The organism is Variovorax sp. YR752, from assembly GCF_943372545.1.
The window spans coordinates 1-23,779 of the sequence record NZ_CALRZC010000056.1 but is presented as its reverse complement, the minus strand read 5'-3'; the positions used below and the strand labels follow the sequence as shown (position 1 = coordinate 23,779).

Genomic DNA, 23,779 nt, shown 5'->3' with positions numbered 1-23,779 from the left:
CCGGGCTTTGTCCCACGCCCGCGCGGGCTGTTGCGGCAGCCGGCATCCCGAGCGGCTGTGGGAGAGTTGCCCTCCCACGAACGTAAAATCGTCCGCTTTCGCGGCCTGTGCCGCGCCACCGTCCCGTCCAATGTCCGGCCCCCGACGCCGGCCAGCTTCATGTTGACCTTCCAGCAAATCATTCTCAAACTGCAGTCGTACTGGGCCGACAAGGGCTGCGCGCTCCTGCAACCGTACGACATGGAAGTGGGCGCAGGCACCTCGCACACCGCCACCTTCCTGCGCGCGCTCGGCCCCGAGCCCTGGAAGGCCGCCTACGTGCAGCCCAGCCGCCGCCCCAAGGACGGCCGCTACGGCGAGAACCCCAACCGCCTGCAGCACTACTACCAGTACCAGGTCGTGCTCAAGCCCGCGCCCAGCAACATCCTGGAGCTCTACCTCGGCAGCCTCGAGGCCCTGGGCTTCGACCTGAAGAAGAACGACATCCGCTTCGTCGAAGACGACTGGGAGAACCCCACGCTCGGCGCCTGGGGCCTGGGCTGGGAGGTCTGGCTCAACGGCATGGAAGTGACGCAGTTCACCTACTTCCAGCAGGTCGGCGGCATCGACTGCAAGCCGATCACCGGCGAGATCACCTACGGCCTGGAGCGCCTGGCCATGTACCTGCAGGGCGTGGACAACGTCTACAACCTCACGTGGACCGACGGCCTGAGCTACGGCGACGTCTACAAGCAGAACGAGGTCGAGCAGTCGACCTACAACTTCGAGCACAGCGACGCCGAGTTTTTGTTCACCGCCTTCAACGCGCACGAAAAGCAGGCCAAGCACCTCATGACCGAGCAGCTCGCGCTGCCGGCCTACGAGCAGGTGCTCAAGGCGGCCCACAGTTTCAACCTGCTCGACGCGCGCGGTGCCATCAGCGTGACCGAGCGCGCGGCCTACATCGGCCGCATCCGCAACCTCGCGCGCAGCGTGGCGCAGAGCTACTACGACAGCCGCGAACGCCTGGGCTTCCCGATGGCCCCGCGCGAATGGGTTGCGCAGATGCCCCCGAAGAAAGCCGCCTGAGCGATGACGACCCCCATGAACAAGAACTCCCTCCTGGTCGAACTGTTTGTCGAAGAGCTGCCGCCCAAGGCGCTGAAGAAGCTCGGCGAAGCCTTTGCCGGCGTGCTGCGCGACCAGCTCGTGGCGCAAGGCCTGGCCGAGGCCGGCTCGGTGCTCACGCCGTATGCGTCGCCGCGCCGCCTGGCTGCGCACCTCACGCACGTGGCCGAGCGCGCCGCCGACAAGGCCGTGTCGCAAAAGCTCATGCCCGTGGCCGTCGGGCTCGATGCCTCGGGCCAGCCGACGCCCGCGCTGCTCAAGCGCCTGGCCGCGCTCGGCGCCGACGCCTCGGCCGTGCCCGGCCTGAAGCGCGCCATGGACGGCAAGGCCGAAGCCCTGTTCTACGAGAGCACCGCCAAGGGCGCCACGCTGGCCGAAGGCCTGCAGAAGGCGCTGGCCGAAGCCATCGCCAAGCTGCCGATTCCGAAGGTCATGAGCTACCAGCTCGAAAGCGGCTGCGAAATGCCGGGCTGGAGCAGCGTGAGCTTCGTGCGCCCCGCGCACGGCCTCGTGGCGCTGCATGCCGACACCGTGGTGCCCATCGAGGCGCTGGGCCTGAAGGCCGGCCGCGAAACGCACGGCCACCGCTTCGAAGCAGCGGTCGACCCGGTGGTGCTGCGCGATGCCAACAGCTACGCGCTGCAACTGCAGGACGACGGCGCCGTCATCGCGAGTTTTGAAGCGCGCCGCGCCGAAATCGCACGCCAGCTCGCAGCGGCTGCGGTCAAGGTCGGCGGCGGCTCGGTGCCGATCCACGACGACGCGCTGCTCGATGAAGTCACGGCGCTGGTCGAACGCCCCAACGTGCTGGTCTGCAGCTTCGAGCCCGAGTTTCTCGAAGTGCCGCAGGAGTGCCTCATCCTCACGATGAAGGCCAACCAGAAGTACTTTCCGCTGCTCGACGCGTCGAGCAAACTCACGAACAAGTTCCTCGTCGTCAGCAACATCACGCCCGACGATGCGAGCGCGGTCATCCAGGGCAACGAGCGCGTCGTGCGCCCGCGCCTGGCCGACGCCAAGTTCTTCTTCGACCAGGACCGCAAGAAGTCGCTGGCCTCGCGCGTCGAGTCGCTCGGCAAGGTGGTCTATCACAACAAGCTCGGCACGCAGGGCGAACGCGTGCAGCGCGTGATGCACATCGCGCGCGGCATCGCTGAAAAGCTCGGCGACGCCACGTTGGCTGCGCAGGCGACGCAGGCCGCTCAGTTGGCCAAGGCCGACCTCGTGACCGACATGGTCGGCGAGTTCCCCGAGCTGCAGGGCACGATGGGCCGCTACTACGCGCTGCATGACGGCCTCGACGCCGCGGTGGCCGACGCCATCGAAGACCACTACAAGCCGCGCTTCGCCGGCGACGAGCTGCCGCGCAACAGCGTGGGCCTCGCGGTCGCGCTGGCCGACAAGCTCGAAACGCTGGTCGGCATGTTCGGCATCGGCAACCTGCCCACCGGCGACCGCGACCCGTTCGCGCTGCGCCGCCATGCGCTGGGCGTGATCCGCATGCTGATCGAGAAAGACCTCGCGCTGGGGCTCGACGCCCTGCTGCAGGATGCCGCCGCGCAGTTCAGCGCCATCGACGGTTTCGACAGCAGCAAGGCCACGGTCGAGCTGCGCGATTTCATCCTCGACCGCCTCGCCGGCAGCCTGCGCGAGCAGGGCGCCAGCGCACAGGAAGTCGACGCTGTGCTGGCCCCGCTGCCGCAGCGCCTGGGCGAAGTGCCCAAGCTGCTGGCGGCAGTGCGCGCCTTCGCCGCACTGCCCGCCGCCGCCGCACTCGCCGCTGCCAACAAACGCATCGGCAACATCCTGAAGAAGGCGCCCGAAGCCGACGCCCACGTCAGCGAGCTGCTGCTGCAGGAGCCCGCCGAGAAGGCGCTGCACGCCGCCATGGCGCAGGTCGTGCCCGCTGCCAACGCCCAGTTCGACGCGGGCGACTACACCGGCTCGCTGCAGACGCTGGCCGCGCTGCGCGAACCGGTCGATGCGTTCTTCACGGACGTGATGGTGAATGCCGAGCAGGCCGACCTGCGGCTCAACCGCCTGGGCCTGCTGATGTCGCTGCACGCCGCGATGAACCGCGTCGCGCAGCTCGAGCGGCTGGCCGTCTGATCTTCCAGACAACCTCACCATGGGTGGCTCTGCCATGAAACTCGTCATCCTCGACCGCAACGGCACGATCAACGTGCACCGCGAAGATTTCGTCAAGAGCGACATCGAGTGGACGCCGCTGCCCGGTGCGCTCGAGGCCGTGGCGCGGCTCAACCATGCGGGTTGGCACGTGGTGGTCGCGTCGAACCAGTCGGGCCTGGGCCGCGGCCTGTTCGACATGGCCTCGCTCAACGCCATGCACGCCAAGATGCACAAGATGCTCGCGGCCGTGGGCGGCAAGGTGGATGCGGTGTTCTATTGCCCGCACAGCCCCGACGAAGGCTGTGACTGCCGCAAGCCCAAGGACGGGCTGTTTCTTCAGATCGGCGACCGCTTCGGCATCGACCTGAAGGGCGTGCCGACCGCGGGCGACAGCCTGCGCGACCTGCAGGCCGGCGCCGCTGCCGGCTGCGAACCGCACCTCTTGCTCACGGGCATGGGTGCGGCCTGCCGCGGGGTCAACCCGCTGCCTTCCGAATATCCGGCGGACACGAGGGTGCATGACGACCTCGCCGCCTTTGTCGACTTTCTGCTCGCGCGCGAAGCGCGGGCTGCACTGCAGGTGGCTGTCTGATGGCGTTTATCCGTTCCGTTCTCCACGCCCTGTGGATGCTTGTCACCGTGGTGCCCTGGGGCATCATCATGTGCGTCTGCTCGCTCTGGAAGCGCGGCATTCCGCTGTACTGGATGGCCGAGCGATGGCTCAGCTGGGCCATCGGTGGCGCGCGCGTGCTGCTGGGCATCAAGACCCGCGTGACCGGCATGGAAAACCTGCCGACCGACCAACTCGCCGGCGCGGTGCTGCTGGTGAAGCACCAGTCCACGCTCGAGACTTTCCTCATGCCCACGCTGATGCCTCACCCGCTGGCCTTCGTGTTCAAGAAGGAGCTCATCTACGTGCCGTTCTTCGGCTGGGCGATGGCGCGGCTGGACATGATTCACATCGACCGCAGCCAGCGCGCGCAGGCGTTCAACAAGGTGGTGAACCAGGGCCGCAAGCTGCTCGCGCAGGGCATCTGGATCATCATGTTCCCCGAAGGCACGCGCATTCCGCGCGGCCAGAAGGGCACCTACAAGAGCGGCGGCACGCGCCTGGCCTGCGAAACCGGCGTGCCCGTGATTCCGATCGCCGTCACGTCGGCCAAGGTCTGGCCGCGCAAGGCCTTCGTCAAGCGTCCCGGTGTGGTCGACGTGTCGATCGGGCCGGCGATCTCGAGCGTGGGTCGCAAGCCTGATGAGCTGATGCGTGAAGTGGAAGCCTGGATCGAGGCAGAGATGCGTCGCCTCGACCCCGAGGCCTACAGCGACAGCGCGGTGCAGCCGCAGCAGACGTTGCCGCGCGAAGCGGGCTGACGCGCCTGCCTCAGAGCGAGCCCGACATGCAGGGGATGCTGCAATTCACGATGGACCTCTTCGAGGGGCTGGGGAGCACGCCGGCGCCTGCTGCTGCGCCGCCGCGGCGGCCGCGGAAGAAGGCACCAGCGCCTGTGCCGCCTGCTGCTCCCGTGCCGGTGGTGGCTGCCACGCCTTTGTCCATCGAGCCCGTTGATCCGCGTCCTGCAGTGCCGTTGGCCGACACGTTGACGCTGGCGAATTTCGCGCATCCACAAGCGACGCGTGAAGTGGTGCTGGGGTCGGCGCGGGTGGCCTACGAGTTCAAGCGCGGGCAGCGCAAGACGATCGGATTTCTGGTCGGTGCCGAAGGCTTGTCGGTGCGTGCGCCGCGGTGGGTCACGCTGCGCGATGTCGATGCGGCGGTGCGTGAGAAGGCCGACTGGATTCTGCGCAAGCTGGCGGAGACGCAGCAACGCAATGCGCGTGTCGAGGCGACGCGGATTGCTTGGGAAGATGGGGCGGAGTTTCCTTTTCTTGGCGAGCTGGTGGTGATCCGGCTCGATCCGAAGCACGGTTTCGCGAGCGTTGGCGGCACGCTCGACCCCGCTGTCGAAGGCGGTGGCCCGCGGACGCTGCGGTTGGCTGTGGCGCAGAACGCGGCGCCTTCGCAGATTCGGGATGCGGCGCAGGCCTGGTTGATGCGGCAGGCGCGGAAGCTGTTCATCGAGCGGTTGGATCACTTTGCGCCACTGCTTGGGGTGTCATGGCAGAAGCTGTCGTTGTCCAACGCCGCTACGCGGTGGGGGAGTGCGAGTGCGGATGGGTCGATTCGGTTGAACTGGCGGTTGATTCACTTCCGCCTGCCTGTGATCGACTACGTCGTGGCGCACGAACTGGCGCATCTGCGGGTGATGGATCACTCGCATCGGTTTTGGGAGACCGTGGAGAGTGTTGTGCCTGACTATGGGGTGCTGCGGCAGCAGTTGAAGGATGAGGCTGTGCCTCGGTGGGGCTGATCTTTCTTGTTTGCTTCCCGAGGCCGGGAGTTCCGCCCGGCGGCGGACTTACTTTCTTTTGCTTCGCCAAAAGAAAGTAAGCAAAGAAAAGGCGACCCCACTGTCTGCGACCCTTCGCTTCGCTACGGGCAACCTGCGGTGCTCGCGTTTCGCGGGGTCTCGCAGAACTCGCTGCGCTCAAACAACTGCGAGCCCTGATCCGCGAAACGCTGCGCTCCTCGGCGCATACAGAGGGGATTTGGATACCAAGCGGGCCGTCGCTTCGCTCGGCCTGGGAACTTCCAACAGCCGGATGCCACGGCGGCTCTCGCTCTCGCTCTCGCTCTCGCTCTCGCTCTCGCTCTCGCAGATTGCCGCGCGAGCCATTCGCGCTGCGACACGCCCACCTTCTGCGCGAACAGCTCTGGCCCTGGCTCGGCTCCTGCACTTGCACTTGCACTTGCACTTGCACTTGTGTCTGCGCCTGCGCTCACGGCAAGGCCAACGCGATTCCCAATGCCAACCGCCGCAGGCGCGAAGCGCCTGCGGCGGCTTGGTGGCCGAGCAAAGCGATGGCCCGTCGGTATCCCAACCCCTTCTGTATGCGCCGAGGAGCGCAGCGTTTCGCGGATCAGGGCTCGCCCTTGTTTGAGCGAAGCGAGTTTGGGCGAGACCCCGCGAAACGTGAGCACCGCAGGTTGCCCGTAGCGAAGCGAAGGGACGCAGACAGCAGGGTCGCCTTTCTTTTGCCTACGTTTCTTTGGCGAAGCAAAGAAAAGTAGGTCGCCCGCCGGGGCGAGACCCGGCCTCGGAACTCAAGAAGATCAGCGAGCGTGCGTGACGCCGCCGTCCACCACCAGCGTCGAGCCCATCACATAGTCCCCAGCCCGCGATGCCAGAAAAATAGCCGCCCCAGCCATGTCCTCAGGCGTACCAATGCGGCCAGCGGGAATGCGGCCTTTGACCTCATCCCCGTGATCCCGCGCATCCTTATTCATATCCGAAGCAAACGCCCCAGGCGCAATCGCACTCACCACGATCCGATCCTGCGCCAACCGCAGCGCCATCCGCCGAGTCAACTGAATCAACCCCGCCTTGCTAGCCGCATACGAATAAGTCTCCTGCGGATTCACAGAAATCCCGTCAATAGAAGCAATGTTGATCACCTTCGACAAATGATCCGTAGCAGCCTTCTTGAGCATCGGCGTCAACGCCTTCGTCAAAAAGAACGGCGTCTTCAGGTTCAGATCAACCACCTTGTCCCAGCCACTCTCCGGAAACTCCTCATAAGGCGCCCCCCAGGCAGCCCCAGCGTTGTTGACCAGAATATCCAGCGACCCTTCATGCTTCGCATAAGCATCGACCAGCGCCTGCGCGCCTTCCACAGTCGAAACATCGGCAGGCAACGACACGCAATGCCCAAAAGCCGACAGCTCCTTCGCCGTCTGATCACAAGCCGCAGCCTTGCGCGCCGAGATGTACACACGCGCCCCCTGCGCCAGAAAGCCCTCGGCAATCATGCGACCGATGCCGCGCGAGCCGCCGGTGATCAAGGCGCTGCGGCCCTTCAACGAGAAGAGTTGGGTGGTGTCCATGTGCGTTTGTCTCCTGAGTGGTGGAAGAGAGGAAGTTCAATTCCCGTCAGGAGAAAGCTTAGTGCGCGAACCGCCCGCGCTGCGTCACCTAGGCGGCAGGCAGCGCCAGCCGGCGAGGGCTCTCGAAGGTGCGCAAGGCGCCGCTCAGCGGGTCGATGAACGCCAGCGACCGGGCCAGCAGCTGCAGCGGCTTGTCGAAGTCGTCGTTCCCCGCGGGCTGCAGCGTGGGATAGAACGGGTCGTTCACGATCGGCAAACCCAGCGCCTGGCAATGCACGCGCAGCTGGTGCTTGCGGCCCGTGACGGGAGAAAGCTCCAGCAGCGCATGGCCGTCACGGGCCTCGCGCAGCACGATGCGGGTCTCGGAGTTCGGCTCGCCGGGCGCTTCGCGCATGCGCATGAAATGGTCGTCGTCCACCAGCCGGCTGCGGTACACGGCGGGCACCGACGACACGCCCTCGTGCCACGGCACGACCGCCTCGTAGTGCTTGTCGATGCGCCGCTCGGGGAACATCGCCTGGTAGATGCCGCGCGTTTCGGGGCGCACCGAGAACAGCACCAGGCCCGAGGTGTTGCGGTCGATGCGGTGCAGCGGCACGAGGTCGTCCAGGCCGAGCTTGCGCTTCAGGCGCACCAGCAGGCTCTGCTGCACGTACTTGCCGGTGGGCGTGACGGGCACGAAGGGCGGCTTGTCGACCACGACGAGGTCGTCGTCCTGGTGCAGCACCTGCTCTTCAAAAGGGATGGGCGTCTCGGCGTCGAGTGCGCGGTAGTAGTACACGCGCAGCGGCGACTGGTAACGGCGCGTCGCGGTGACGGGCGCGCCGTGCTCGTCGCACACGTCGTTCGCTTCAATGCGCGAGAGCCAGGCCTCGCGCGAGATGGCGGGAAAGCGCTCGGCGAGAAAGTCGGCGATGGTGGGCCAGGGGCCGTACGGCAGCGAAACGCAACTCGGGCTCACGCCGTCGCGCGTGGGCATGGGAACGACGAAGCGGGGGCGCGTCATGGCGCGGCGGCGTCCAGCACCGACAGCACCTCGGCGAACGACGGCCTTGCAGCCACGTCGGCCTGCAGGCAGCGTGCCGCGAGCGTGGTCAAGGGCGAAGAAGAAGCCGCATCGTCGCAGCGCTCGGCCAGCTCTTCGAGCAGGCAACCGAAGGCGCGCATCTCCACGCCTTGCAGTGCTTTCGCGTGCGCGGGGTCGAGCGCACCCGTCATCCAGGCCGCGCCAAAGTCGCCGAGCCGCCCGCCATCTTGCGCATGCCACAGGATGTTGTGGGCATACAGGTCGCCATGCAGCAGGCCGCGCGCATGCAGATGCGCCATGGCCGCGGCGATATCACGAGCGATGCGCAGCGCGGTATCGGCGGACCAGCGCGCATCGTCGGCATAGACGTCGCGGGTGCACGAGGCCAGGCTCGGCGGGCCGGCCAGTGTGATGAACGACGGCGGCACCAGTGCCATCACCAGACCTTCGGTGCCGTCGGGGTGGCCGTCGATGCGGCCTTGCGCGGCGATCAATGTCGGGTGCGCGCCGGCCGCGATGCAGGCCGCCATCTCGCTGTGCGGCCAGCCGTCGCTGGTGACGGCGCCCTTGAACAGCTTCACCGCAACGGGCAGCGCGACGCCATTGGTGGCCAGCGTGGCGCGGTGGATCACGCCCGAGGCGCCTTCACCGAGCTTCGGGCCGAGCGTCAGGTCGCGCCAGTCGACGTGCGGCACGGTGGGCGCGTCGATGGCCGCGTCTTCGGTCGGTGCGTCGAACGGGTTGCCCGCGCAGGCCAGCCACGCCAGGCGCGGCAACGTGTGCAGCCACTCAGGCAGCGCTTCGAAGCGGTTGGCCGACAGGCGCAGCAGCTCGAGCTGCCGGCAGCGGGCCACCGACGGCGGCAAAGCGCGCAGGCGGTTGCCGGCCAGCATCAGCTTCTGCATGCGGGTGCAGTCGCCGAGCGTGTCGGGCAATTCTTCGATGGCGTTGTCGGTGAGGATCAGCCAGCGCAGCGAGGGCGGCAGCGCCTCGGCCGGCACATGCGCGATGCGGTTGGCCTTGAAGCCCACGATGTCGAGCTGGCGGCACTGGCCGAGGGACGCCGGCAGTTCGGTGAAGCGGTTGTCGGAGCAGAACAGCACGCGCAGTCGGTGCAGCCGGCCGAGGTCGTCGGGCAGTGCGTTGAGCGCATTGCCCGTGAGGTTCAGCGTTTCGAGGGTGTCGGCGAGCGCAAAAATCTCGCGCGGAAACTCGGTGAGTCCGCACGAGAGGTCCAGTCGTCGTGCGCCAGCCAGCCGGCCGGCGCGCAGCTCAGCCAGCGTGTCCATGCGGGAAGTCTACCCAGCCGAAGCTACCTGCCGCCGAAGCGGTAGATGCCGTCGGCATCGAGCGTGCGCTTCACCTGCCCCGAGAACCACAGCAGGTGCAGGTGGGCCACGGTCTCGCCCATCGCGAAGGTGATCTGGTGCAGGTCGAGCTCGCGCTTGAACAGGATCGGCAGGCCCTCCGACGCCGTGATGGGCCGCGCGAGGCAGGCTTCGAGCAGCTCGGCCAGGCGGTCGCGGTGGTGCTCCTGCAGCTGGTCGACGCGGCGGTGGATGCCGGTGAAGGGCTTGCCGTGCGAGGGCAGGCCCAGCGTGTCGGCCGGCAGGGCCTTGAACTTGTCGATGCTGTCCAGGAACAGGCGCAGCGAATTGGCCTCGGGCTCGCCCGCGTGCACGCTCACGTTGGTCGAGATGCGCGGCAGCATCATGTCGCCGCCCAGCAGCAGCTTCGGCTCGGCGCAGTACAGCGCGATGTGCTCGGGCGCGTGGCCGTAGCCGCTGATGCAACGCCACTCGCGCCCGCCGATGGTGACGATGTCGCCGTCCATCATGCGCACGTAGCGGTCGGGCACGGCGGGCACCATGTTCGTGTAGTAGCTGCTGCGTGCGCGGATCTTGGCGGCCGACTCGGGATTGCTCAGCCCGTGCGAAACAAAGAAGTCGGCCGCCGCATCGCCGCCCGCGAGCGTGTCGCCGGCGCTGCACAGCACGCGCGCCACGTGGTAGTCGGTGGCGCTGATCCACAGCGGCACGTTCCAGCGCTTGCACAGCCAGTCGGCCAGGCCGATGTGGTCGGGGTGCATGTGGGTCACGATCACGCGCAGGATCGGCAGGCCCTGCAGCTGGGTCTCGAAGATCTGCTCCCACTGCGCGCGGGCCTCGTCGTGCGCAATGCAGCAGTCGACCGCCGTCCAGCCCTCGACGCCGTCGATCGTGTCGCGCAGCAGCCAGAGGTTGATGTGGTCCAGCGCAAAGGGCAGCCGCATGCGGATCCAGCGCACGCCGGGCGCCACTTCCAGTGCTTCGCCGGCGGCGGGCAGGGTGTCGCCCAGGGGGTAGTGGAGTTCGCGTTCGAGGAGGTTCATGTATGATTGACGTTTACGTAAACGTCATGGGTTGAGGCTTCATTGTAAAGAATGCGCCACCAACCTGCTGTCGCCCCCGCAACCCTTGCCGCCCATGCCCGCGCAGACCTTCACCATCAGCCAGCTCGCCAAGGAGTTCGACCTCACGACGCGCGCCATCCGCTTCTATGAAGACATGGGCCTGCTGTCGCCGGAGCGGGCCGGCCTGCAGCGCGTGTACAGCGCGCGCGACCGGGCGCGGCTCACGCTCACGCTGCGCGCCAAGCGCCTGGGCCTGACGCTGGTCGAGGCGAAAGACATCCTCGACATGTACGACAGCCCGCGCGACACCGTGCCGCAGCTGGAGAAGTTCCTCGGCGTGCTCGGCTCGCACCGGGCGCAGCTCGAGACGCAGCTGGCCGAGCTGCAGGCCAACCTCGCCGAGGTGCGCGAGCACGAGAAAAAAGGCCGCGCCACGCTGGTCAAGGCGCAGAAGGCCGTCAAGGCCACCAGGGACGCCCCCGGCGGCGAATGCACGCCCGACACAACGACTCACTGACAAAATAGCCCACCATGCCCTCAGACAACCTCGACGACCTCTTTGCCCACAACCGAGCCTGGTCCGCCCAGATGGAGCGCGACCGGCCCGGCTTCTTCACCGGCCTCGTCAAGCAGCAGACGCCGCGCTACATGTGGATCGGCTGTTCCGACAGCCGCGTGCCCGCCAACCAGATCACCGGCCTGGAGCCGGGTGAAGTGTTCGTGCACCGCAACGTCGCCAACATCGTGGTGCACTCCGACCTCAACGCGCTCTCGGCGATCCAGTTCGCGGTCGAGCACCTGAAGGTCGAGCACATCATGGTCGTGGGCCACTACGGCTGCGCCGGCGTGAAGGCTGCGCTCAGCGGCAAGCGCATCGGCCTGGCCGACAACTGGATCCGCCACATCCAGGACGTGCGCGACCGCCACAGCGTGATGCTCGACAGCCTGCCCGAAGACGTGCGCGTCGATGCGCTGTGCGAGCTCAACGTGGCCGAGCAGGTGGTCAACGTGGCCGTCAGCACCGTCATGGTCGACGCCTGGGCGCGCGGCCAGAAGGTGCGCATCCACGGCTGGACCTTCGGCGTGCACGACGGCCTGCTGCAAGACCTCGGCCTGAGTGTCGAGGGCGACAAGCCGCTCGACGCCATCTACAAGGCCGCCGTGCAACGCATCCGCTACAAGTGGAGCAAGCCCGCAGGCGCCTCGCCGTCGGCGCTGGCTGGTGCCGATGGCACCGAAGGCGCAGCAAAGAGCGCAGAGACCCCGCCCGTCGCCTGAGCGAACTTACCGCCGCCGCCATCGCCGGTACTGCCGCCATGTTCCCGCAGCGCCTCGATTCCCCGCTGGCCTACGACATCGCGAAGGCGATGATCGACGGGTTCAACCGGCACTACCGGCTGTTCCGAGCTGAATCGGCGCGCGCCAAGCACCGCTTCGAGACCGCCGACTGGCACGGCCAGCAGCGCGCACAGCGCGAGCGCATCGAGTTCTACGACCTGCGCGTGAACGAGGCCGTGGCCCGGCTCGAAAAAGAGTTCAAGGCCGGCGACCAGCCCATGGAGGTCTGGCACCAGGTCAAGCTGCACTTCATCGGCCTGCTGGTGAACCACCACCAGCCCGAGCTGGCCGAGAGTTTCTTCAACTCGGTCACCACGAAGATCCTGCACCGGGCCTACTTCCAGAACGACTTCATCTTCGTGCGCCCGGCCATCAGCACCGAGTACATCGAGCCGCGCGGTGCACCGACCTACCGGCCGTACTACCCATCGCAGGCCACGCTGCCGGACATCATCGAGCAGATGCTCGACGACTTCGCATTGCAGGGCAGCTACGCCAACAAGCGGCGCGATGCCGAGCGCGTGGCGCACGTCATCCTGAATCGTTTTCACCAGGTCAAGCTGCGCGCCAACTTCCAGCTGCAGGTGCTGTCGGGCCTGTTCTACCGGAACAAGGGTGCCTACGTGGTCGGCAAGATCATGAACGGCTTCACCGAGATTCCGTTCTCGCTGCCCCTCCTGCACGACACCCACGGCAAGTTCTACATCGATGCGGCGCTGTTCGGCGAAGACGACCTGCAGATGCTGTTCAGCTTTGCGCGCGCCTACTTCATGGTCGACATGGAAGTGCCTTCGGCCTGGGTGCAGTTTCTGCGCTCGCTCATGCCGCGCAAGCCGCGCGCCGAAATCTACAACGCGCTCGGCCTGGCCAAGCAGGGCAAGACGCTGTTCTATCGCGACTTTTTGTCGCACCTGAACTACTCGAGCGATCGCTTTCGCATCGCACCCGGCATCAAGGGCATGGTCATGCTGGTGTTCGACCTGCCGTCGTTCCCCTTCGTGTTCAAGGTCATCAAAGACTTTTATCCGCCGCAGAAAGACACCACGCGCGAGCAGATCAAGGGCAAGTACATGCTCGTGAAGCAGCACGACCGCGTGGGCCGCATGGCCGACACGCTCGAGTACAGCAACGTGGGTTTTCCGCTCGACCGCTTCGAGCCCGAGCTCATCGAAGAAATCCGCAAGTTCGCGCCCAGCCAGCTCGAGATCGGCGACCGCGACGGCAACGGGGAGATGGAGGTCGTGCTCAAGCACGTCTACATCGAGCGCCGCATGATTCCGCTGAACATCTACCTGCAGGAAGCCTTCGACACGCTGGCCCACCCCGAGAGTCCGGCCCATGCCAAGCGCGCCAAAGACCAGCTCGAACACGCGGTGATCGAGTACGGCAACGCCATCAAGGACATGGTGGCCGCCAACATCTTCCCCGGCGACATGCTGTGGAAGAACTTCGGCGTCACGCGCGGCGGCAAGGTCGTGTTCTATGACTACGACGAAATCGAATACGTCACCGACTGCAAGTTCCGCAAGGTGCCCACGCCGCGTAACGAAGAAGACGAGATGAGCGGCGAGGTCTGGTACTCGGTGGGCCCGAAAGACGTGTTCCCCGAAACCTTCGAGCCCTTTCTGCTCGGCAACAGCGACGTGCGCGCCGCCTTCATGGCGCACCACGCCGACCTGCTCGACGCCGCCTTCTGGCAGCACCACAAGGAACGCATCCAGGCCGGCCAGATGCTCGATGTGTTCCCGTACGAAGAGTCGCAACGCTTCCAGCACGAAGGCCATGCGACGCATTTCTGACCACCCGTTTCCGATTCCCGTTTTCGTTTTGTCTTTGATTTCACTTTCACATTCCTGAAGGAGACCTCCATGTCCGAATCCATCGTCATCGTCGGCGCCGCCCGCACCCCCATGGGTGGCTTCCAGGGCGACTTCTCGTCCCTCTCCGCGCACGACCTGGGCGGCGCGGCCATCAAGGCGGCCGTGGAGCGCGCCGGCATCGCGCCCGAGAGCGTGGGTGAAGTGCTGTTCGGCAACTGCCTCATGGCCGGCCAGGGCCAGGCCCCGGCGCGCCAGGCGGCCTACAAGGGCGGCCTGCCCGACAGTGCCGGCGCCGTCACGCTCAGCAAGATGTGCGGCTCGGCCATGAAGGCCGCGATGCTCGCGCACGACCTGCTGCTGGCCGGCACGCACGACGTCATCGTGGCGGGCGGCATGGAAAGCATGACCAACGCACCCTACCTGATGCTCAAGGGCCGCGGCGGCTACCGCATGGGCCACGACAAGATCTATGACCACATGATGCTCGACGGCCTCGAAGACGCCTACCAGCCGGGCCGCTCCATGGGCACCTTCGGCGAAGACTGCGCCGCCAAGTACAACTTCACGCGCGAGCAACAAGACGCCTTCGCCATCGCCAGCGTGCAGCGCGCCAAGGCCGCCACCGAATCGGGCGCCTTCAAGGACGAGATCACGCCCGTCACCGTGAAGGGCCGCGGCGGCGACACCGTCATCTCCATCGACGAAGGCCCGGGCAAGGTCAAGCTCGACAAGATCCCCACGCTCAAGCCCGCGTTCAAGAAAGAAAACGGCACCATCACCGCCGCATCGAGCTCGTCGATCAACGACGGCGCCGCCGCGCTGGTCATGATGACCGAGTCGCATGCGAAGAAGATCGGCGCCAAGCCGCTGGCGCGCATCGTCGGCCACGCCACGCACGCGCAGCAGCCCGAGTGGTTTGCCACCGCGCCGGTCGGCGCCGTGCAGAAGCTGTTCGCCAAGACCGGCTGGACCGTGAAGGACGTCGACCTGTGGGAGGTGAACGAAGCCTTCGCCGTCGTGCCCATGGCCCTCATGCACGAGCTCGACGTGTCGCACGACATCGTCAACGTGAACGGCGGCGCCTGCGCGCTGGGCCACCCCATCGGCGCCAGCGGCGCGCGCATCATGGTCACGCTGCTGCACGCGCTGAAGGCGCGCGGCAAGAAGCGCGGCGTCGCCACGCTGTGCATCGGCGGCGGCGAAGGCACCGCGGTCGCGCTCGAATTGCTATAACGCCAGGAGCCGCCGGCGCCCGGGAGAGAGCGCCGGCCGGTTTCCACCCCGGACACCTCAAACAAAACCATGCGTAGAGCAGGAGATTTCATGCGCCCATCCCTTCACCGTACCGCCGTTGCCGCCGTGCTCGCTACCGCCTTCGTGGCCGGTGGCGCCTGGGCCCAGAAGCGCGACAACGTGCTGTTCCAGGCCGCCACCGACGAGCAGCCGGCGGTGATCAAGACGCTCGAGAAACTCGTCAACATCGAGACCGGCACCGGTGACGCTGAAGGCATGGCCGCCGCCGGCGCGTACCTCGAAGGCGAACTGAAGAGCCTCGGCTTCACCGTCACGCGCAGCAAGTCGGCCGGCCTCGTGGTCGGCGACAACATCGTCGGCAAGCTCAAGGGCCGCGGCGGCAAGAACCTGCTGCTCATGTCGCACATGGACACCGTGTACACCAAGGGCACGCTCGCCAAGGCGCCCTTCCGCGTCGAAGGCGACAAGGCCTACGGCCCCGGCATCGCCGACGACAAGGGCGGCAACGCCGTCATCCTGCACACGCTCAAGCTGCTGAAGGACTACGGCGTGCGCGACTACGGCACCATCACCGTGCTGTTCAACACCGACGAAGAAAAAGGCTCCTTCGGTTCGCGCGACCTGATCCAGGAAGAAGCCAAGCTGGCCGACTACGTGCTCTCGTTCGAGCCCACCAGCGCCGGCGACGAAAAGATGTCGCTCGGCACCTCGGGCATCGCCTACGTGCAGGTCAACATCACTGGCAAGGCCTCGCACGCGGGCGCCGCCCCCGAGCTGGGCGTAAATGCATTGGTCGAGGCTTCTGATCTCGTGCTGCGCACCATGAGCATCGACGACAAGTCGAAGAACCTGCGCTTCAACTGGACCATTGCCAAGGCCGGCAACGTGTCGAACATCATCCCGGCCAGTGCCACGCTGAACGCCGACGTGCGCTACGCACGCAACGAAGACTTCGACGCCGCCATGAAGACGCTCGAAGAAAAGGCGCAGCAGAAGAAGTTGCCCGAGGCCGACGTCAAGGTGCTCGTCACGCGCGGCCGTCCGGCCTTCAACGCGGGCGAGGGCGGCAAGAAGCTGGTCGACAAGGCCGTGGTCTTCTACAAGGAAGCCGGCGGCAGCGTGGGCGTCGAAGAGCGCACCGGCGGCGGCACCGACGCGGCCTACGCAGCGCTCTCGGGCAAGCCCGTGATCGAAAGCCTGGGCCTGCCCGGCTTCGGCTACCACAGCGACAAGGCCGAGTACGTCGACATCAGCGCCATTCCGCGCCGCCTGTACATGGCCGCGCGTCTGATCATGGACCTGGGCGCCGGCAAGTAAGCCTCGCACCCACCGACAACAAAGAACCGGAGACAACGCCATGCTGCTCAGCGCAGACCAGGAAGCCATCCGCGACGCCGTGCGCGATTTTTCGCAAGCCGAGTTGTGGCCCAACGCCCCCAAGTGGGACCGTGACCACAGCTTTCCGAAGGAAGTGCACCAGGGCCTGGCCGCGCTGGGCGCCTACGGCATCTGCGTGCCCGAAGAGCATGGCGGCGCAGGCCTCGACTACCTCACGCTCGCACTCGTGCTCGAGGAAATCGCAGCCGGCGACGGCGGCACCAGCACCGCCATCAGCGTCACCAACTGCCCCGTCAACGCCATCCTCATGCGCTACGGCAACGCGCAGCAGAAAAAGAAGTGGCTCGAGCCGCTGGCCCAAGGCCAGATGCTCGGTGCCTTCTGCCTCACCGAACCGCAGGCCGGCAGCGATGCCTCGAGCCTGCGCACCACCGCGCGCAAGGACGGCGACGGCTACGTGATCGACGGCGTCAAGCAGTTCATCACCAGCGGCAAGAACGGCCAGGTCGCCATCGTCATCGCGGTGACCGACAAGGGCGCGGGCAAGCGCGGCATGAGCGCGTTCATCGTGCCCACCGACGCGCCCGGTTACAACGTCGCGCGCGTCGAAGACAAGCTCGGCCAGCACAGCAGCGACACCGCGCAGATCAACTTCGACAGCTGCCGCATCCCCGCGGAAAACCTCATCGGCGCCGAAGGCGAGGGCTACAAGATCGCGCTCGGCGCGCTCGAGGGCGGGCGCATCGGCATCGCCGCGCAAAGCGTGGGCATGGCCCGCAGCGCGTTCGACGTGGCCGTGGCCTACGCCAAGGAACGCCAGGCCTTCGGCGGCGCCATCTTCGACCAGCAGGCCGTGGGCTTTCGCCTCGCCGATTGCGCCACGCAGATCGAAGCCGCACGCCAGCTCATCTGGCACGCCGCCAGCCTGCGCGACGCCGGCCGGCCCTGCCTGAAAGAAGCCGCCATGGCCAAGCTCTTCGCCAGCGAAATGGCCGAGCGCGTGTGCAGCGCCGCCATCCAGACGCTGGGCGGCTACGGCTACGTGAACGACTTTCCGCTGGAACGCATCTACCGCGACGTGCGCGTGTGCCAGATCTACGAAGGCACGTCGGACATCCAGAAGCTGCTGATTCAACGCGCGCTGGCGTGAGATCGTCTGATCAGGTGAACCAACGCCGCGGCCTGAGTGGGTGATGTTTCGGGTGGGGCGGTGCGTTCCAGTCGCTGACGCTTGACGGGCGTCTGAGAGACCGCGTACATTGCTTTTGCCTCGTGATGAGCGAGGCCGGGATTGGCGTCCCGCTGACATCCTGCGACGAAAGCCGCAGTTACCGCACGGGTCTGCGGCTTTTTCATTCGCGCTTCTTTTTAGGCGGCTCGAATGGGAGGGCTCGCGCCCTGCCGGTTTCCGCAAGGATGTCCCGGTACGCCAACCCGTTCGAGCTGCCGCCCCCGATTGGCGTCGGGTGCGTCGGTTGTTGCAAATCGACATCCTTGGAGGCCTATGGCCACTGCTTCAAATGCGGGTACCGACGCCGGTTGCCCTTGCGCGTCTCAACGACCCAATGCCTTGTTCAAGCCCTTCGAATGGGTGCAAGGCGAACGGCTTGCTCCTTCACTGCAAAGCCACGCTGCGTTCCTCAACGATGCGCGTGACGTGGTGCAGGGTGCGCAGACGTTGGTACAGCTGCTCGAATGGGATGAAGATCGGCGCGATGCCGCTTCTTCTGATGCGAACTCTGCGCCGATTTTCGATGCATGCCAGCGCAGTTCGCTGCAGCGGTTTCTTGCGGTATCGCTGGGGCTTCTGCATGCGCGGATTGAAGCGCAGTGCGATGCATTTGCCGAGTAGCGCTATTGGTTCGCGGCTAGCTCTTTCGATCTTGGAAGCAATGCGGTTGTGGCATTCTTCAGCAGATCGTCGGCGATCAAAACCACTAGGCTTCTCTCAGGTCGAACGGTAACTACTTGCACTTATGAACTCTGGATTTGTATACATCATGATCAATCCCGCGATGCGAGGATTGGTGAAGATTGGATTGACCGAACGCACGTCGAAGGCACGGGCGGGTGAGTTGCGAGGAACCGGAGTCCCCGACGATTTCATCGTGGTCTATGACGAGTTGGTGACGGATTGCAAATTCGTCGAAACGCGCCTGCACCAGCGATTCGATGACTACCGATGCCAACCCAACCGGGAGTTCTTTCGGATTCCCATACGCGAAGCAATACGCGGGCTAATGGAGGAGTCGGCGGGATTTATCGTCCCTCGCATAGGCGCTAACAGTGGCGTCGAAATTCTTCCTGACTTAAAGAAAAAGTACCCGAGCTACTTGAAGCCACACTTTCATTCAGTAAAGATCATGCACCGCGACGGTGTCGTCTATCTGGAGTCTGTTCGCTATCGTCATGTTGGGTCGCGAGACGAAGTGGTTGACCGGACTGATCTTGCGTTTGTCATCAACGGCGATTCCAGCATGTTTCCCGCTGAACGTAGCCCCGAAGATAACGCTCGGCTATTTGTCCATCAACTCGACGAATACTCGATGATTCATTGCACGGATCTTTTCACCCTTGATGCGTGCGAAGAGATCGCGCGCCGGCATGAGTGACGTTCGGAGGATTCTCGAAGGACCCCTTTGCCGCACTCTGCCGTCCTTGGTCAGAGGCCAGATGCGTCACTCGCCGGCTCGCTGGGCACTGATTCCGGTGCGTGAAAGACGCGACTTCCCTCCGATTGGCTTGAGGGGTACCAAGCATGAAATGCCATCAAGGCAGGGGCGTCTTTGCATGGCAGGCCAGTCAACTCCATCTGAGGAAACTTGCAAACCAAGTAGTCCCGGTCGTTGAGCCCATACGAACCATCCAGGCGGAGCTTTCGGAATTCATTCAGGTCGTTGAAATAAGGTCTGGAACTATCCAACACCTCGCGCCACCAGTGGACACGCCCATCTGTCTCGAATTGCAGGCATTCGCGATAGACCGCACAGAAGAAGACGCCACCCGCACCCAAGTCCGTCGACGCCATCGGGCCTGTGAAGTATGGCTTTCCAAGAGTCAATGGGATTGAGTTCATATGAGCATGTGCTGAGACGCAGAGGAAGAGGATGGGCGACTCCCGGTCGACTGTAGTCGCACGGTCTATCGATGCAAAACGCTTGAGCGCATCCTCCACCCCAGACTCACGCGAAGCACCAACGCATGGATACGTGCCCCGTTCAGGCGGGGCCACGCCAGCCCATGCCCCACGCGAAGCGGACATGCCCAGAGGCTCTCTACGGCCCCCTTCAGCCCCCGCCGCGCCAAGTGTTCCAATAGAGCCCTTCATGAGCGCCACCGACCCCACTCCCGGCCCCTGCCCCTGCGGCCGCACCGACCGTCGCGACAAGCCCATCGGCTACGCCCTGTGCTGTGGGCGCTACCTCGACGATTTCGAGAACACGCCCGCGCCCGACGCCGAATCGCTGATGCGTTCGCGTTACTCGGCCTTCGTGCTGGCCCGCGCCGACTACCTGCTCGCCACCTGGCATGCGTCGAAGCGGCCGGCTTCGGTCGAGTTCGAGCCGGGCGTCAAATGGCTGGGGCTGGACATCCGCTCGCGCTCGGTGCTCGACGCCGACCACGCCGAGGTCGAGTTCGTCGCCCGCCAGCGCAGCGCGACGGGCGTGGCTTTCCGCCTGCACGAGCGCAGCCGCTTCGTGCGCGAGAACGAGCGCTGGTTCTACGTCGACGGCGACTTGCACCAGCCCCCGGGTTGACGGCACCGGGCTTCGGCCCGCACAATCGGCCCCGCTCCGGGGTGCACACATGTGGTGTGCTGAGATGGCAAAGCTGCCGACCCGCGAACTTGATCCGGGTCATACCGGCGTAAGAAGAGCTGCACTCCCTGACTTCGGTCCGTCACTCCCTTTTCTGGTGGCGGGCCTCCCGAGGTCCACTGAGCGATTGCGGAGCACCCTTTCCCTCAACAAGGAGTGCCTCCCGATGAATGCCCCCGACAAATTCACCTCGCTGCTGTCGCTGACGCGCGAACCCTTTCCTGCGTCGCACAAGTGCGTCATTCCGGGCAGCCGGCCCGACCTGTTCGTGCCCGTGCGCGACGTGGCGCTGACCAACGGCGAAACCGTTTCCCTGTACGACACCTCGGGCCCCTACACCGACCCGAAGGTCGAGATCGACGTGCGCCGTGGCCTGCCCGACGTGCGCAGTGCCTGGGTCATCGAGCGCGGCGACACCGAAAGTTATGAAGGCCGCACGCACCACGCGCTGGACGACGGCGCCAAGAACGAAGACCGCGACGCGCAACGCCTGGCCGAGCTGCGCGCCGGTGCCTCGGCGCTGCAGCGCACGCCGCGTCGCGCCAAGTCGGGCGCCAACGTCACCCAAATGCATTACGCACGCCGCGGCATCGTCACAGCCGAGATGGAATACGTGGCCCTGCGCGAGAACGGCAAGCGCGAATGGATGGCCGAGTACCTGGCCAATGAAGAGCGCGCCAAGCGCGTGGCGGGCAACCCGATGGGCGCGAGCATTCCGCGCATCATCACGCCCGAGTTCGTGCGCGACGAAGTGGCCCGCGGCCGCGCGATCATTCCCGCGAACATCAACCACCCCGAGGTCGAGCCGATGGCCATCGGGCGCAACTTCAAGGTGAAGATCAACGCGAACATCGGCAACTCGGCCGTCACCTCGAGCATCGAGGAAGAGGTCGAAAAGCTGGTGTGGGCCATTCGCTGGGGCGCCGACAACGTGATGGACCTGTCGACCGGCAAGAACATCCACACCACGCGCGACTGGATCGTGCGCAACTCGCCGGTGCCCATCGGCACGGTGCCCATTTACCAGGCACTCGAAAAGGTGGGCGGCGTGGCCGAAGACCTCACCTGGGAAATCTACCGCGACACGCTCATCGAGCAGGCGGAGCAGGGCGTCGACTACTTCACCATCCACGCGGGCCTGCGCCTGCCGTTCATCCACCTCACGGCCGACCGCATGACGGGCATCGTGTCGCGCGGCGGCTCGATCATGGCCAAGTGGTGCATCGCGCACCACAAGGAGAGCTTCCTCTACACGCACTTCGAGGACATCTGCGACATCATGAAGGCCTACGACGTGAGCTTCTCGCTCGGCGACGGCCTGCGCCCCGGCTCGGGTGCCGATGCAAACGACGAGGCACAGTTTGCCGAGTTGCGCACGCTGGGCGAGCTCACGCAGATCGCCTGGAAGCACGACGTGCAGACCATGATCGAAGGCCCGGGCCACGTGCCGATGCACATGATCCAGGCCAACATGGACGAGCAGATCAAGCACTGCCACGAGGCGCCGTTCTACACGCTCGGCCCGCTGACCATCGACATCGCGCCGGGCTACGACCACATCTCCAGCGCCATCGGCGCCGCGATGATCGGCTGGGCCGGCACGGCAATGCTCTGCTACGTGACGCCCAAGGAGCACCTGGGCCTGCCCGACCGCGACGACGTGAAGCAGGGGATCATTGCCTACAAGATCGCCGCGCACGCGGCCGACGTGGCCAAGGGCCACCCGGGTGCGCGCTCGCGCGACGACGCGCTGAGCAAGGCACGCTTCGAGTTCCGCTGGCAAGACCAGTTCAACCTTGGCCTGGACCCCGACACCGCGCGCGAATTCCACGACGAGACGCTGCCCAAAGACTCGAGCAAGGTGGCGCACTTCTGCTCGATGTGCGGCCCGAAGTTCTGCTCGATGAAGATCACGCAGGAAGTGCGCGAGTACGCGGCCAAGAAGGGCGTGGCGGAGCGCGAGGCCATGGCCGAGGGCATGGAAGAGAAGTCGAAAGAATTCATGGCCGGCGGCGGCGAGATCTACATCCCGATCCGGCCTGTCGTCTGAAATGGCCTGAGAGGGCCCGATAGCCTGAGTCTCCCCGTGCGGAAAGGGGGCGTTGCTACCATGGGGCCAGACCCCTGAACTCCTGCCTCGCAATGACCCCTTTCCCCTTTTCCGCCGTTCTCTTCGATTGCGACGGCGTGCTCGTCGATTCCGAGCCCATCACCAACCGCGTGCTCGCCGACATGCTCGGCGAGCTCGGCTGGCAGCTCACGGCCGAGGAATCGATGAACATCTTCACCGGCAAGGCGGTGAAGGACGAGACGGCGCTCATCGAGGCCAAGACCGGCTTCAAGATCACCGACGACTGGCTGCGCGGCTTCCGCGCCCGTCGCAACGAGGCGCTCGACCGCGACCTCGTCGCCATTCCCCATGCACCCGCCGCCATCCGCGAGATTCACACGCGGCTCAAGGGCCGCATCGCCTGCGCCTCGGGCGCCGACCGCCACAAAGTCGAGCTGCAGCTGGCCAAGGTCGGCCTGCTCGACTGCTTTGAAGGCCGCATCTTCAGCGGCCACGAGATGCCGCGCTCCAAGCCGTATCCCGACGTGTACCTGGCCGCGGCGGAAGCGCTCGGTGTCGATCCGACGCGCTGTGCGGTGGTCGAAGACACGGTCACCGGCGCCACGGCCGGTGTGGCCGCGGGTGCCACGGTGTTCGGCTACAGCACCGGCGAGTCGGGCCACAGCGGACCGGGCGCGCTGCGCGCCGCGGGCGCCGTGGCCGTGTTCAGCGACATGACCGAGCTACCTGCATTGCTGGCCAGCTACGGCCTGCAGGCGGCCTGAGTTTCTGGTGCAATGACGCTCGTCGTCAGCGTGTGTCGCGCCCGCCGCGCACACGCATTCCTCTTCACGCTTTCTCACGTTTCGCAAGGACTTCGCCCATGACCTCCGAATACCAGACCGAGCAACCCGACCGCAGCGAGATCGACGCGCTCCAGGGCCCGGCCGTGGTGGAGTTCGGCACCAACTGGTGCGGCATCTGCAAGGCCGCGCAGCCGAACATTGCCGAGGCCTTTGCCAAGTACCCGAACGTGCGCCGCATCAAGGTGGAAGACGGCAGCGGCCGCCCGCTGGGCCGCTCGTTCAATGTGCGGCTGTGGCCCACGCTGGTGTTCATGCGCGACGGGCAACAGGTCGCGAAGCTGGTGCGTCCGGAAGACAGCCAGTCGATCGTCGATGCGCTGGCGTTGATCGATTCGCCGGCCTGAGTTTCGGCGTTCAGGGCGCGCGTCCTGAACAAGCGCTTTACAACCCCAGCTGCCGAAAATCCCGAGGCGCGTGCCCCGTCCATTGCAGGAACGCGCGCGAAAAACTCTTCTCGTTACGGAAGCCCACCGCCAGTGCCACCTGCTTGATCGGCCGCGTGGTCCGGCGCAGTTGCTCCACCGCGAGTTCGTGCCGCACCTCGTTCTTCAGCACCTGCAGCGAGGTGCCCTCTTCATGCAGCTGCCGGTGCAGCGTGCGCCCCGACACGTTCAACAGCCCCGCCAGCGCTTCCGCCGTGGTCGCCTCGCCGGCGCGCGCGCGCAACAGTTCGCGCACGCGCTGGCCCAGCAGGCG

Annotated in this window: 22 protein-coding genes and 1 riboswitch; of the genes, 17 read left to right on the top strand and 5 right to left on the bottom strand. The window is 65.8% G+C overall.

Annotation, left to right across the window (positions count from 1 at the left end; translation table 11 throughout):
• Positions 1 to 159: 159 nt before the first annotated feature.
• The 5 genes from glyQ to AAG801_RS15390 are packed head-to-tail and all read left to right on the top strand — an operon-like array spanning position 160 to position 5,606.
• Positions 160 to 1,068 carry a glycine--tRNA ligase subunit alpha gene (glyQ, locus tag AAG801_RS15410; RefSeq protein WP_056577308.1) on the top strand — a complete coding sequence of 303 codons (909 nt, stop codon included), beginning with the start codon at positions 160 to 162 and terminating at the stop codon, positions 1,066 to 1,068.
• Positions 1,069 to 1,083: 15 nt separating this feature from the next.
• Positions 1,084 to 3,216 carry a glycine--tRNA ligase subunit beta gene (gene glyS / locus AAG801_RS15405; protein ID WP_341889155.1) on the top strand — a complete coding sequence of 711 codons (2,133 nt, stop codon included), beginning with the start codon at positions 1,084 to 1,086 and terminating at the stop codon, positions 3,214 to 3,216.
• A gap of 19 nt (positions 3,217 to 3,235) precedes the next feature.
• On the top strand, positions 3,236 to 3,829 hold the full coding sequence (gene gmhB, locus AAG801_RS15400; RefSeq protein ID WP_341889154.1) for a D-glycero-beta-D-manno-heptose 1,7-bisphosphate 7-phosphatase: 594 nt from the start codon (positions 3,236 to 3,238) through the stop codon (positions 3,827 to 3,829).
• Entirely contained in the window at positions 3,829 to 4,608 is a 780-nt protein-coding gene (locus AAG801_RS15395; RefSeq protein WP_341889153.1) for a lysophospholipid acyltransferase family protein, read from the top strand. Before gmhB ends, AAG801_RS15395 begins: the two co-directional genes overlap by 1 nt.
• Before the next feature lie 26 nt (positions 4,609 to 4,634).
• A complete protein-coding gene (locus AAG801_RS15390) occupies positions 4,635 to 5,606 on the top strand; it encodes a SprT family zinc-dependent metalloprotease (protein ID WP_319357651.1) in 972 nt (323 codons plus the stop codon).
• 803 nt (positions 5,607 to 6,409) lie between these two features.
• On the opposite strand, the gene AAG801_RS15385 is transcribed toward AAG801_RS15390, so the two are convergent.
• The 4 genes from AAG801_RS15385 to AAG801_RS15370 form a co-directional block, all read right to left on the bottom strand.
• Positions 6,410 to 7,180, bottom strand: coding sequence for an SDR family oxidoreductase (locus AAG801_RS15385; protein ID WP_341889152.1), 771 nt, complete (start codon positions 7,178 to 7,180; stop codon positions 6,410 to 6,412).
• 88 nt (positions 7,181 to 7,268) lie between these two features.
• The gene (locus AAG801_RS15380; protein ID WP_341889151.1) at positions 7,269 to 8,186 is read right to left on the bottom strand and encodes a pseudouridine synthase; all 918 of its coding nucleotides are present in this window, start codon (positions 8,184 to 8,186) and stop codon (positions 7,269 to 7,271) included.
• On the bottom strand, positions 8,183 to 9,496 hold the full coding sequence (locus AAG801_RS15375) for a leucine-rich repeat-containing protein kinase family protein (protein WP_341889150.1): 1,314 nt from the start codon (positions 9,494 to 9,496) through the stop codon (positions 8,183 to 8,185). Before AAG801_RS15375 ends, AAG801_RS15380 begins: the two co-directional genes overlap by 4 nt.
• A 23-nt stretch (positions 9,497 to 9,519) precedes the next feature.
• Positions 9,520 to 10,578, bottom strand: a complete 1,059-nt coding sequence (locus AAG801_RS15370; protein ID WP_341889149.1) for an MBL fold metallo-hydrolase — start codon at positions 10,576 to 10,578, stop codon at positions 9,520 to 9,522.
• 94 nt (positions 10,579 to 10,672) lie between these two features.
• On the opposite strand from AAG801_RS15370, the gene AAG801_RS15365 reads away from it, so the two are divergent.
• The 12 genes from AAG801_RS15365 to AAG801_RS15310 all read left to right on the top strand — a co-directional run bounded on the left by AAG801_RS15365 (position 10,673) and on the right by AAG801_RS15310 (position 23,427).
• Positions 10,673 to 11,116 (top strand): MerR family DNA-binding transcriptional regulator, encoded by a 444-nt coding sequence (locus tag AAG801_RS15365; RefSeq protein WP_341889148.1) that lies wholly within the window; start codon positions 10,673 to 10,675, stop codon positions 11,114 to 11,116.
• A 14-nt stretch (positions 11,117 to 11,130) separates the two neighbouring features.
• Entirely contained in the window at positions 11,131 to 11,877 is a 747-nt protein-coding gene (gene can / locus AAG801_RS15360; protein WP_341889147.1) for a carbonate dehydratase, read from the top strand.
• Between the two features lie 38 nt (positions 11,878 to 11,915).
• Complete coding sequence (gene aceK / locus AAG801_RS15355; RefSeq protein ID WP_341889146.1) at positions 11,916 to 13,736, top strand: bifunctional isocitrate dehydrogenase kinase/phosphatase; 1,821 nt, start codon at positions 11,916 to 11,918, stop codon at positions 13,734 to 13,736.
• A 69-nt stretch (positions 13,737 to 13,805) separates the two neighbouring features.
• Positions 13,806 to 14,990: an acetyl-CoA C-acyltransferase gene (locus tag AAG801_RS15350; protein WP_099793223.1), complete on the top strand. Its 1,185-nt coding sequence runs from the start codon at positions 13,806 to 13,808 to the stop codon at positions 14,988 to 14,990.
• 90 nt (positions 14,991 to 15,080) lie between these two features.
• The gene (locus AAG801_RS15345) at positions 15,081 to 16,328 is read left to right on the top strand and encodes a glutamate carboxypeptidase (protein WP_341889145.1); all 1,248 of its coding nucleotides are present in this window, start codon (positions 15,081 to 15,083) and stop codon (positions 16,326 to 16,328) included.
• Between the two features lie 40 nt (positions 16,329 to 16,368).
• Positions 16,369 to 17,499 carry an acyl-CoA dehydrogenase family protein gene (locus AAG801_RS15340; protein WP_341889144.1) on the top strand — a complete coding sequence of 377 codons (1,131 nt, stop codon included), beginning with the start codon at positions 16,369 to 16,371 and terminating at the stop codon, positions 17,497 to 17,499.
• A gap of 420 nt (positions 17,500 to 17,919) precedes the next feature.
• Entirely contained in the window at positions 17,920 to 18,201 is a 282-nt protein-coding gene (locus AAG801_RS15335; RefSeq protein WP_308217208.1) for a hypothetical protein, read from the top strand.
• Positions 18,202 to 18,325: 124 nt separating this feature from the next.
• On the top strand, positions 18,326 to 18,961 hold the full coding sequence (locus AAG801_RS15330) for a GIY-YIG nuclease family protein (RefSeq protein WP_101490521.1): 636 nt from the start codon (positions 18,326 to 18,328) through the stop codon (positions 18,959 to 18,961).
• A gap of 714 nt (positions 18,962 to 19,675) precedes the next feature.
• Entirely contained in the window at positions 19,676 to 20,107 is a 432-nt protein-coding gene (locus AAG801_RS15325; RefSeq protein WP_341889143.1) for a YchJ family metal-binding protein, read from the top strand.
• Between the two features lie 27 nt (positions 20,108 to 20,134).
• Positions 20,135 to 20,240, top strand: a riboswitch (TPP riboswitch).
• Between the two features lie 93 nt (positions 20,241 to 20,333).
• Positions 20,334 to 22,217 carry a phosphomethylpyrimidine synthase ThiC gene (thiC, locus tag AAG801_RS15320; protein ID WP_341889142.1) on the top strand — a complete coding sequence of 628 codons (1,884 nt, stop codon included), beginning with the start codon at positions 20,334 to 20,336 and terminating at the stop codon, positions 22,215 to 22,217.
• Between the two features lie 92 nt (positions 22,218 to 22,309).
• Positions 22,310 to 23,002 carry an HAD family phosphatase gene (locus AAG801_RS15315; RefSeq protein ID WP_101490519.1) on the top strand — a complete coding sequence of 231 codons (693 nt, stop codon included), beginning with the start codon at positions 22,310 to 22,312 and terminating at the stop codon, positions 23,000 to 23,002.
• A gap of 98 nt (positions 23,003 to 23,100) precedes the next feature.
• Positions 23,101 to 23,427 carry a thioredoxin family protein gene (locus AAG801_RS15310; RefSeq protein ID WP_341889141.1) on the top strand — a complete coding sequence of 109 codons (327 nt, stop codon included), beginning with the start codon at positions 23,101 to 23,103 and terminating at the stop codon, positions 23,425 to 23,427.
• 37 nt (positions 23,428 to 23,464) lie between these two features.
• Here AAG801_RS15310 and AAG801_RS15305 read toward each other — a convergent pair.
• Positions 23,465 to 23,779, bottom strand: a 315-nt coding sequence (locus AAG801_RS15305; protein ID WP_341889140.1) for a helix-turn-helix transcriptional regulator, incomplete at its 5' end; no start/stop codon positions are given.

Coding starts and splice junctions, on each gene's coding strand:
- AAG801_RS15330 (WP_101490521.1), top strand. CDS start 18,326: ATGAACTCTGGATTTGTATACATCATGATCAATCCCGCGATGCGAGGA.
- AAG801_RS15350 (WP_099793223.1), top strand. CDS start 13,806: ATGTCCGAATCCATCGTCATCGTCGGCGCCGCCCGCACCCCCATGGGT.
- AAG801_RS15315 (WP_101490519.1), top strand. CDS start 22,310: ATGACCCCTTTCCCCTTTTCCGCCGTTCTCTTCGATTGCGACGGCGTG.
- gmhB (WP_341889154.1), top strand. CDS start 3,236: ATGGGTGGCTCTGCCATGAAACTCGTCATCCTCGACCGCAACGGCACG.
- AAG801_RS15395 (WP_341889153.1), top strand. CDS start 3,829: ATGGCGTTTATCCGTTCCGTTCTCCACGCCCTGTGGATGCTTGTCACC.
- can (WP_341889147.1), top strand. CDS start 11,131: ATGCCCTCAGACAACCTCGACGACCTCTTTGCCCACAACCGAGCCTGG.
- AAG801_RS15385 (WP_341889152.1), bottom strand. CDS start 7,180: ATGGACACCACCCAACTCTTCTCGTTGAAGGGCCGCAGCGCCTTGATC.
- AAG801_RS15390 (WP_319357651.1), top strand. CDS start 4,635: ATGCAGGGGATGCTGCAATTCACGATGGACCTCTTCGAGGGGCTGGGG.
- AAG801_RS15310 (WP_341889141.1), top strand. CDS start 23,101: ATGACCTCCGAATACCAGACCGAGCAACCCGACCGCAGCGAGATCGAC.
- glyQ (WP_056577308.1), top strand. CDS start 160: ATGTTGACCTTCCAGCAAATCATTCTCAAACTGCAGTCGTACTGGGCC.
- aceK (WP_341889146.1), top strand. CDS start 11,916: ATGTTCCCGCAGCGCCTCGATTCCCCGCTGGCCTACGACATCGCGAAG.
- AAG801_RS15340 (WP_341889144.1), top strand. CDS start 16,369: ATGCTGCTCAGCGCAGACCAGGAAGCCATCCGCGACGCCGTGCGCGAT.
- AAG801_RS15370 (WP_341889149.1), bottom strand. CDS start 10,578: ATGAACCTCCTCGAACGCGAACTCCACTACCCCCTGGGCGACACCCTG.
- AAG801_RS15375 (WP_341889150.1), bottom strand. CDS start 9,496: ATGGACACGCTGGCTGAGCTGCGCGCCGGCCGGCTGGCTGGCGCACGA.
- AAG801_RS15325 (WP_341889143.1), top strand. CDS start 19,676: ATGAGCGCCACCGACCCCACTCCCGGCCCCTGCCCCTGCGGCCGCACC.
- AAG801_RS15380 (WP_341889151.1), bottom strand. CDS start 8,186: ATGACGCGCCCCCGCTTCGTCGTTCCCATGCCCACGCGCGACGGCGTG.
- AAG801_RS15365 (WP_341889148.1), top strand. CDS start 10,673: ATGCCCGCGCAGACCTTCACCATCAGCCAGCTCGCCAAGGAGTTCGAC.
- thiC (WP_341889142.1), top strand. CDS start 20,334: ATGAATGCCCCCGACAAATTCACCTCGCTGCTGTCGCTGACGCGCGAA.
- glyS (WP_341889155.1), top strand. CDS start 1,084: ATGAACAAGAACTCCCTCCTGGTCGAACTGTTTGTCGAAGAGCTGCCG.
- AAG801_RS15345 (WP_341889145.1), top strand. CDS start 15,081: ATGCGCCCATCCCTTCACCGTACCGCCGTTGCCGCCGTGCTCGCTACC.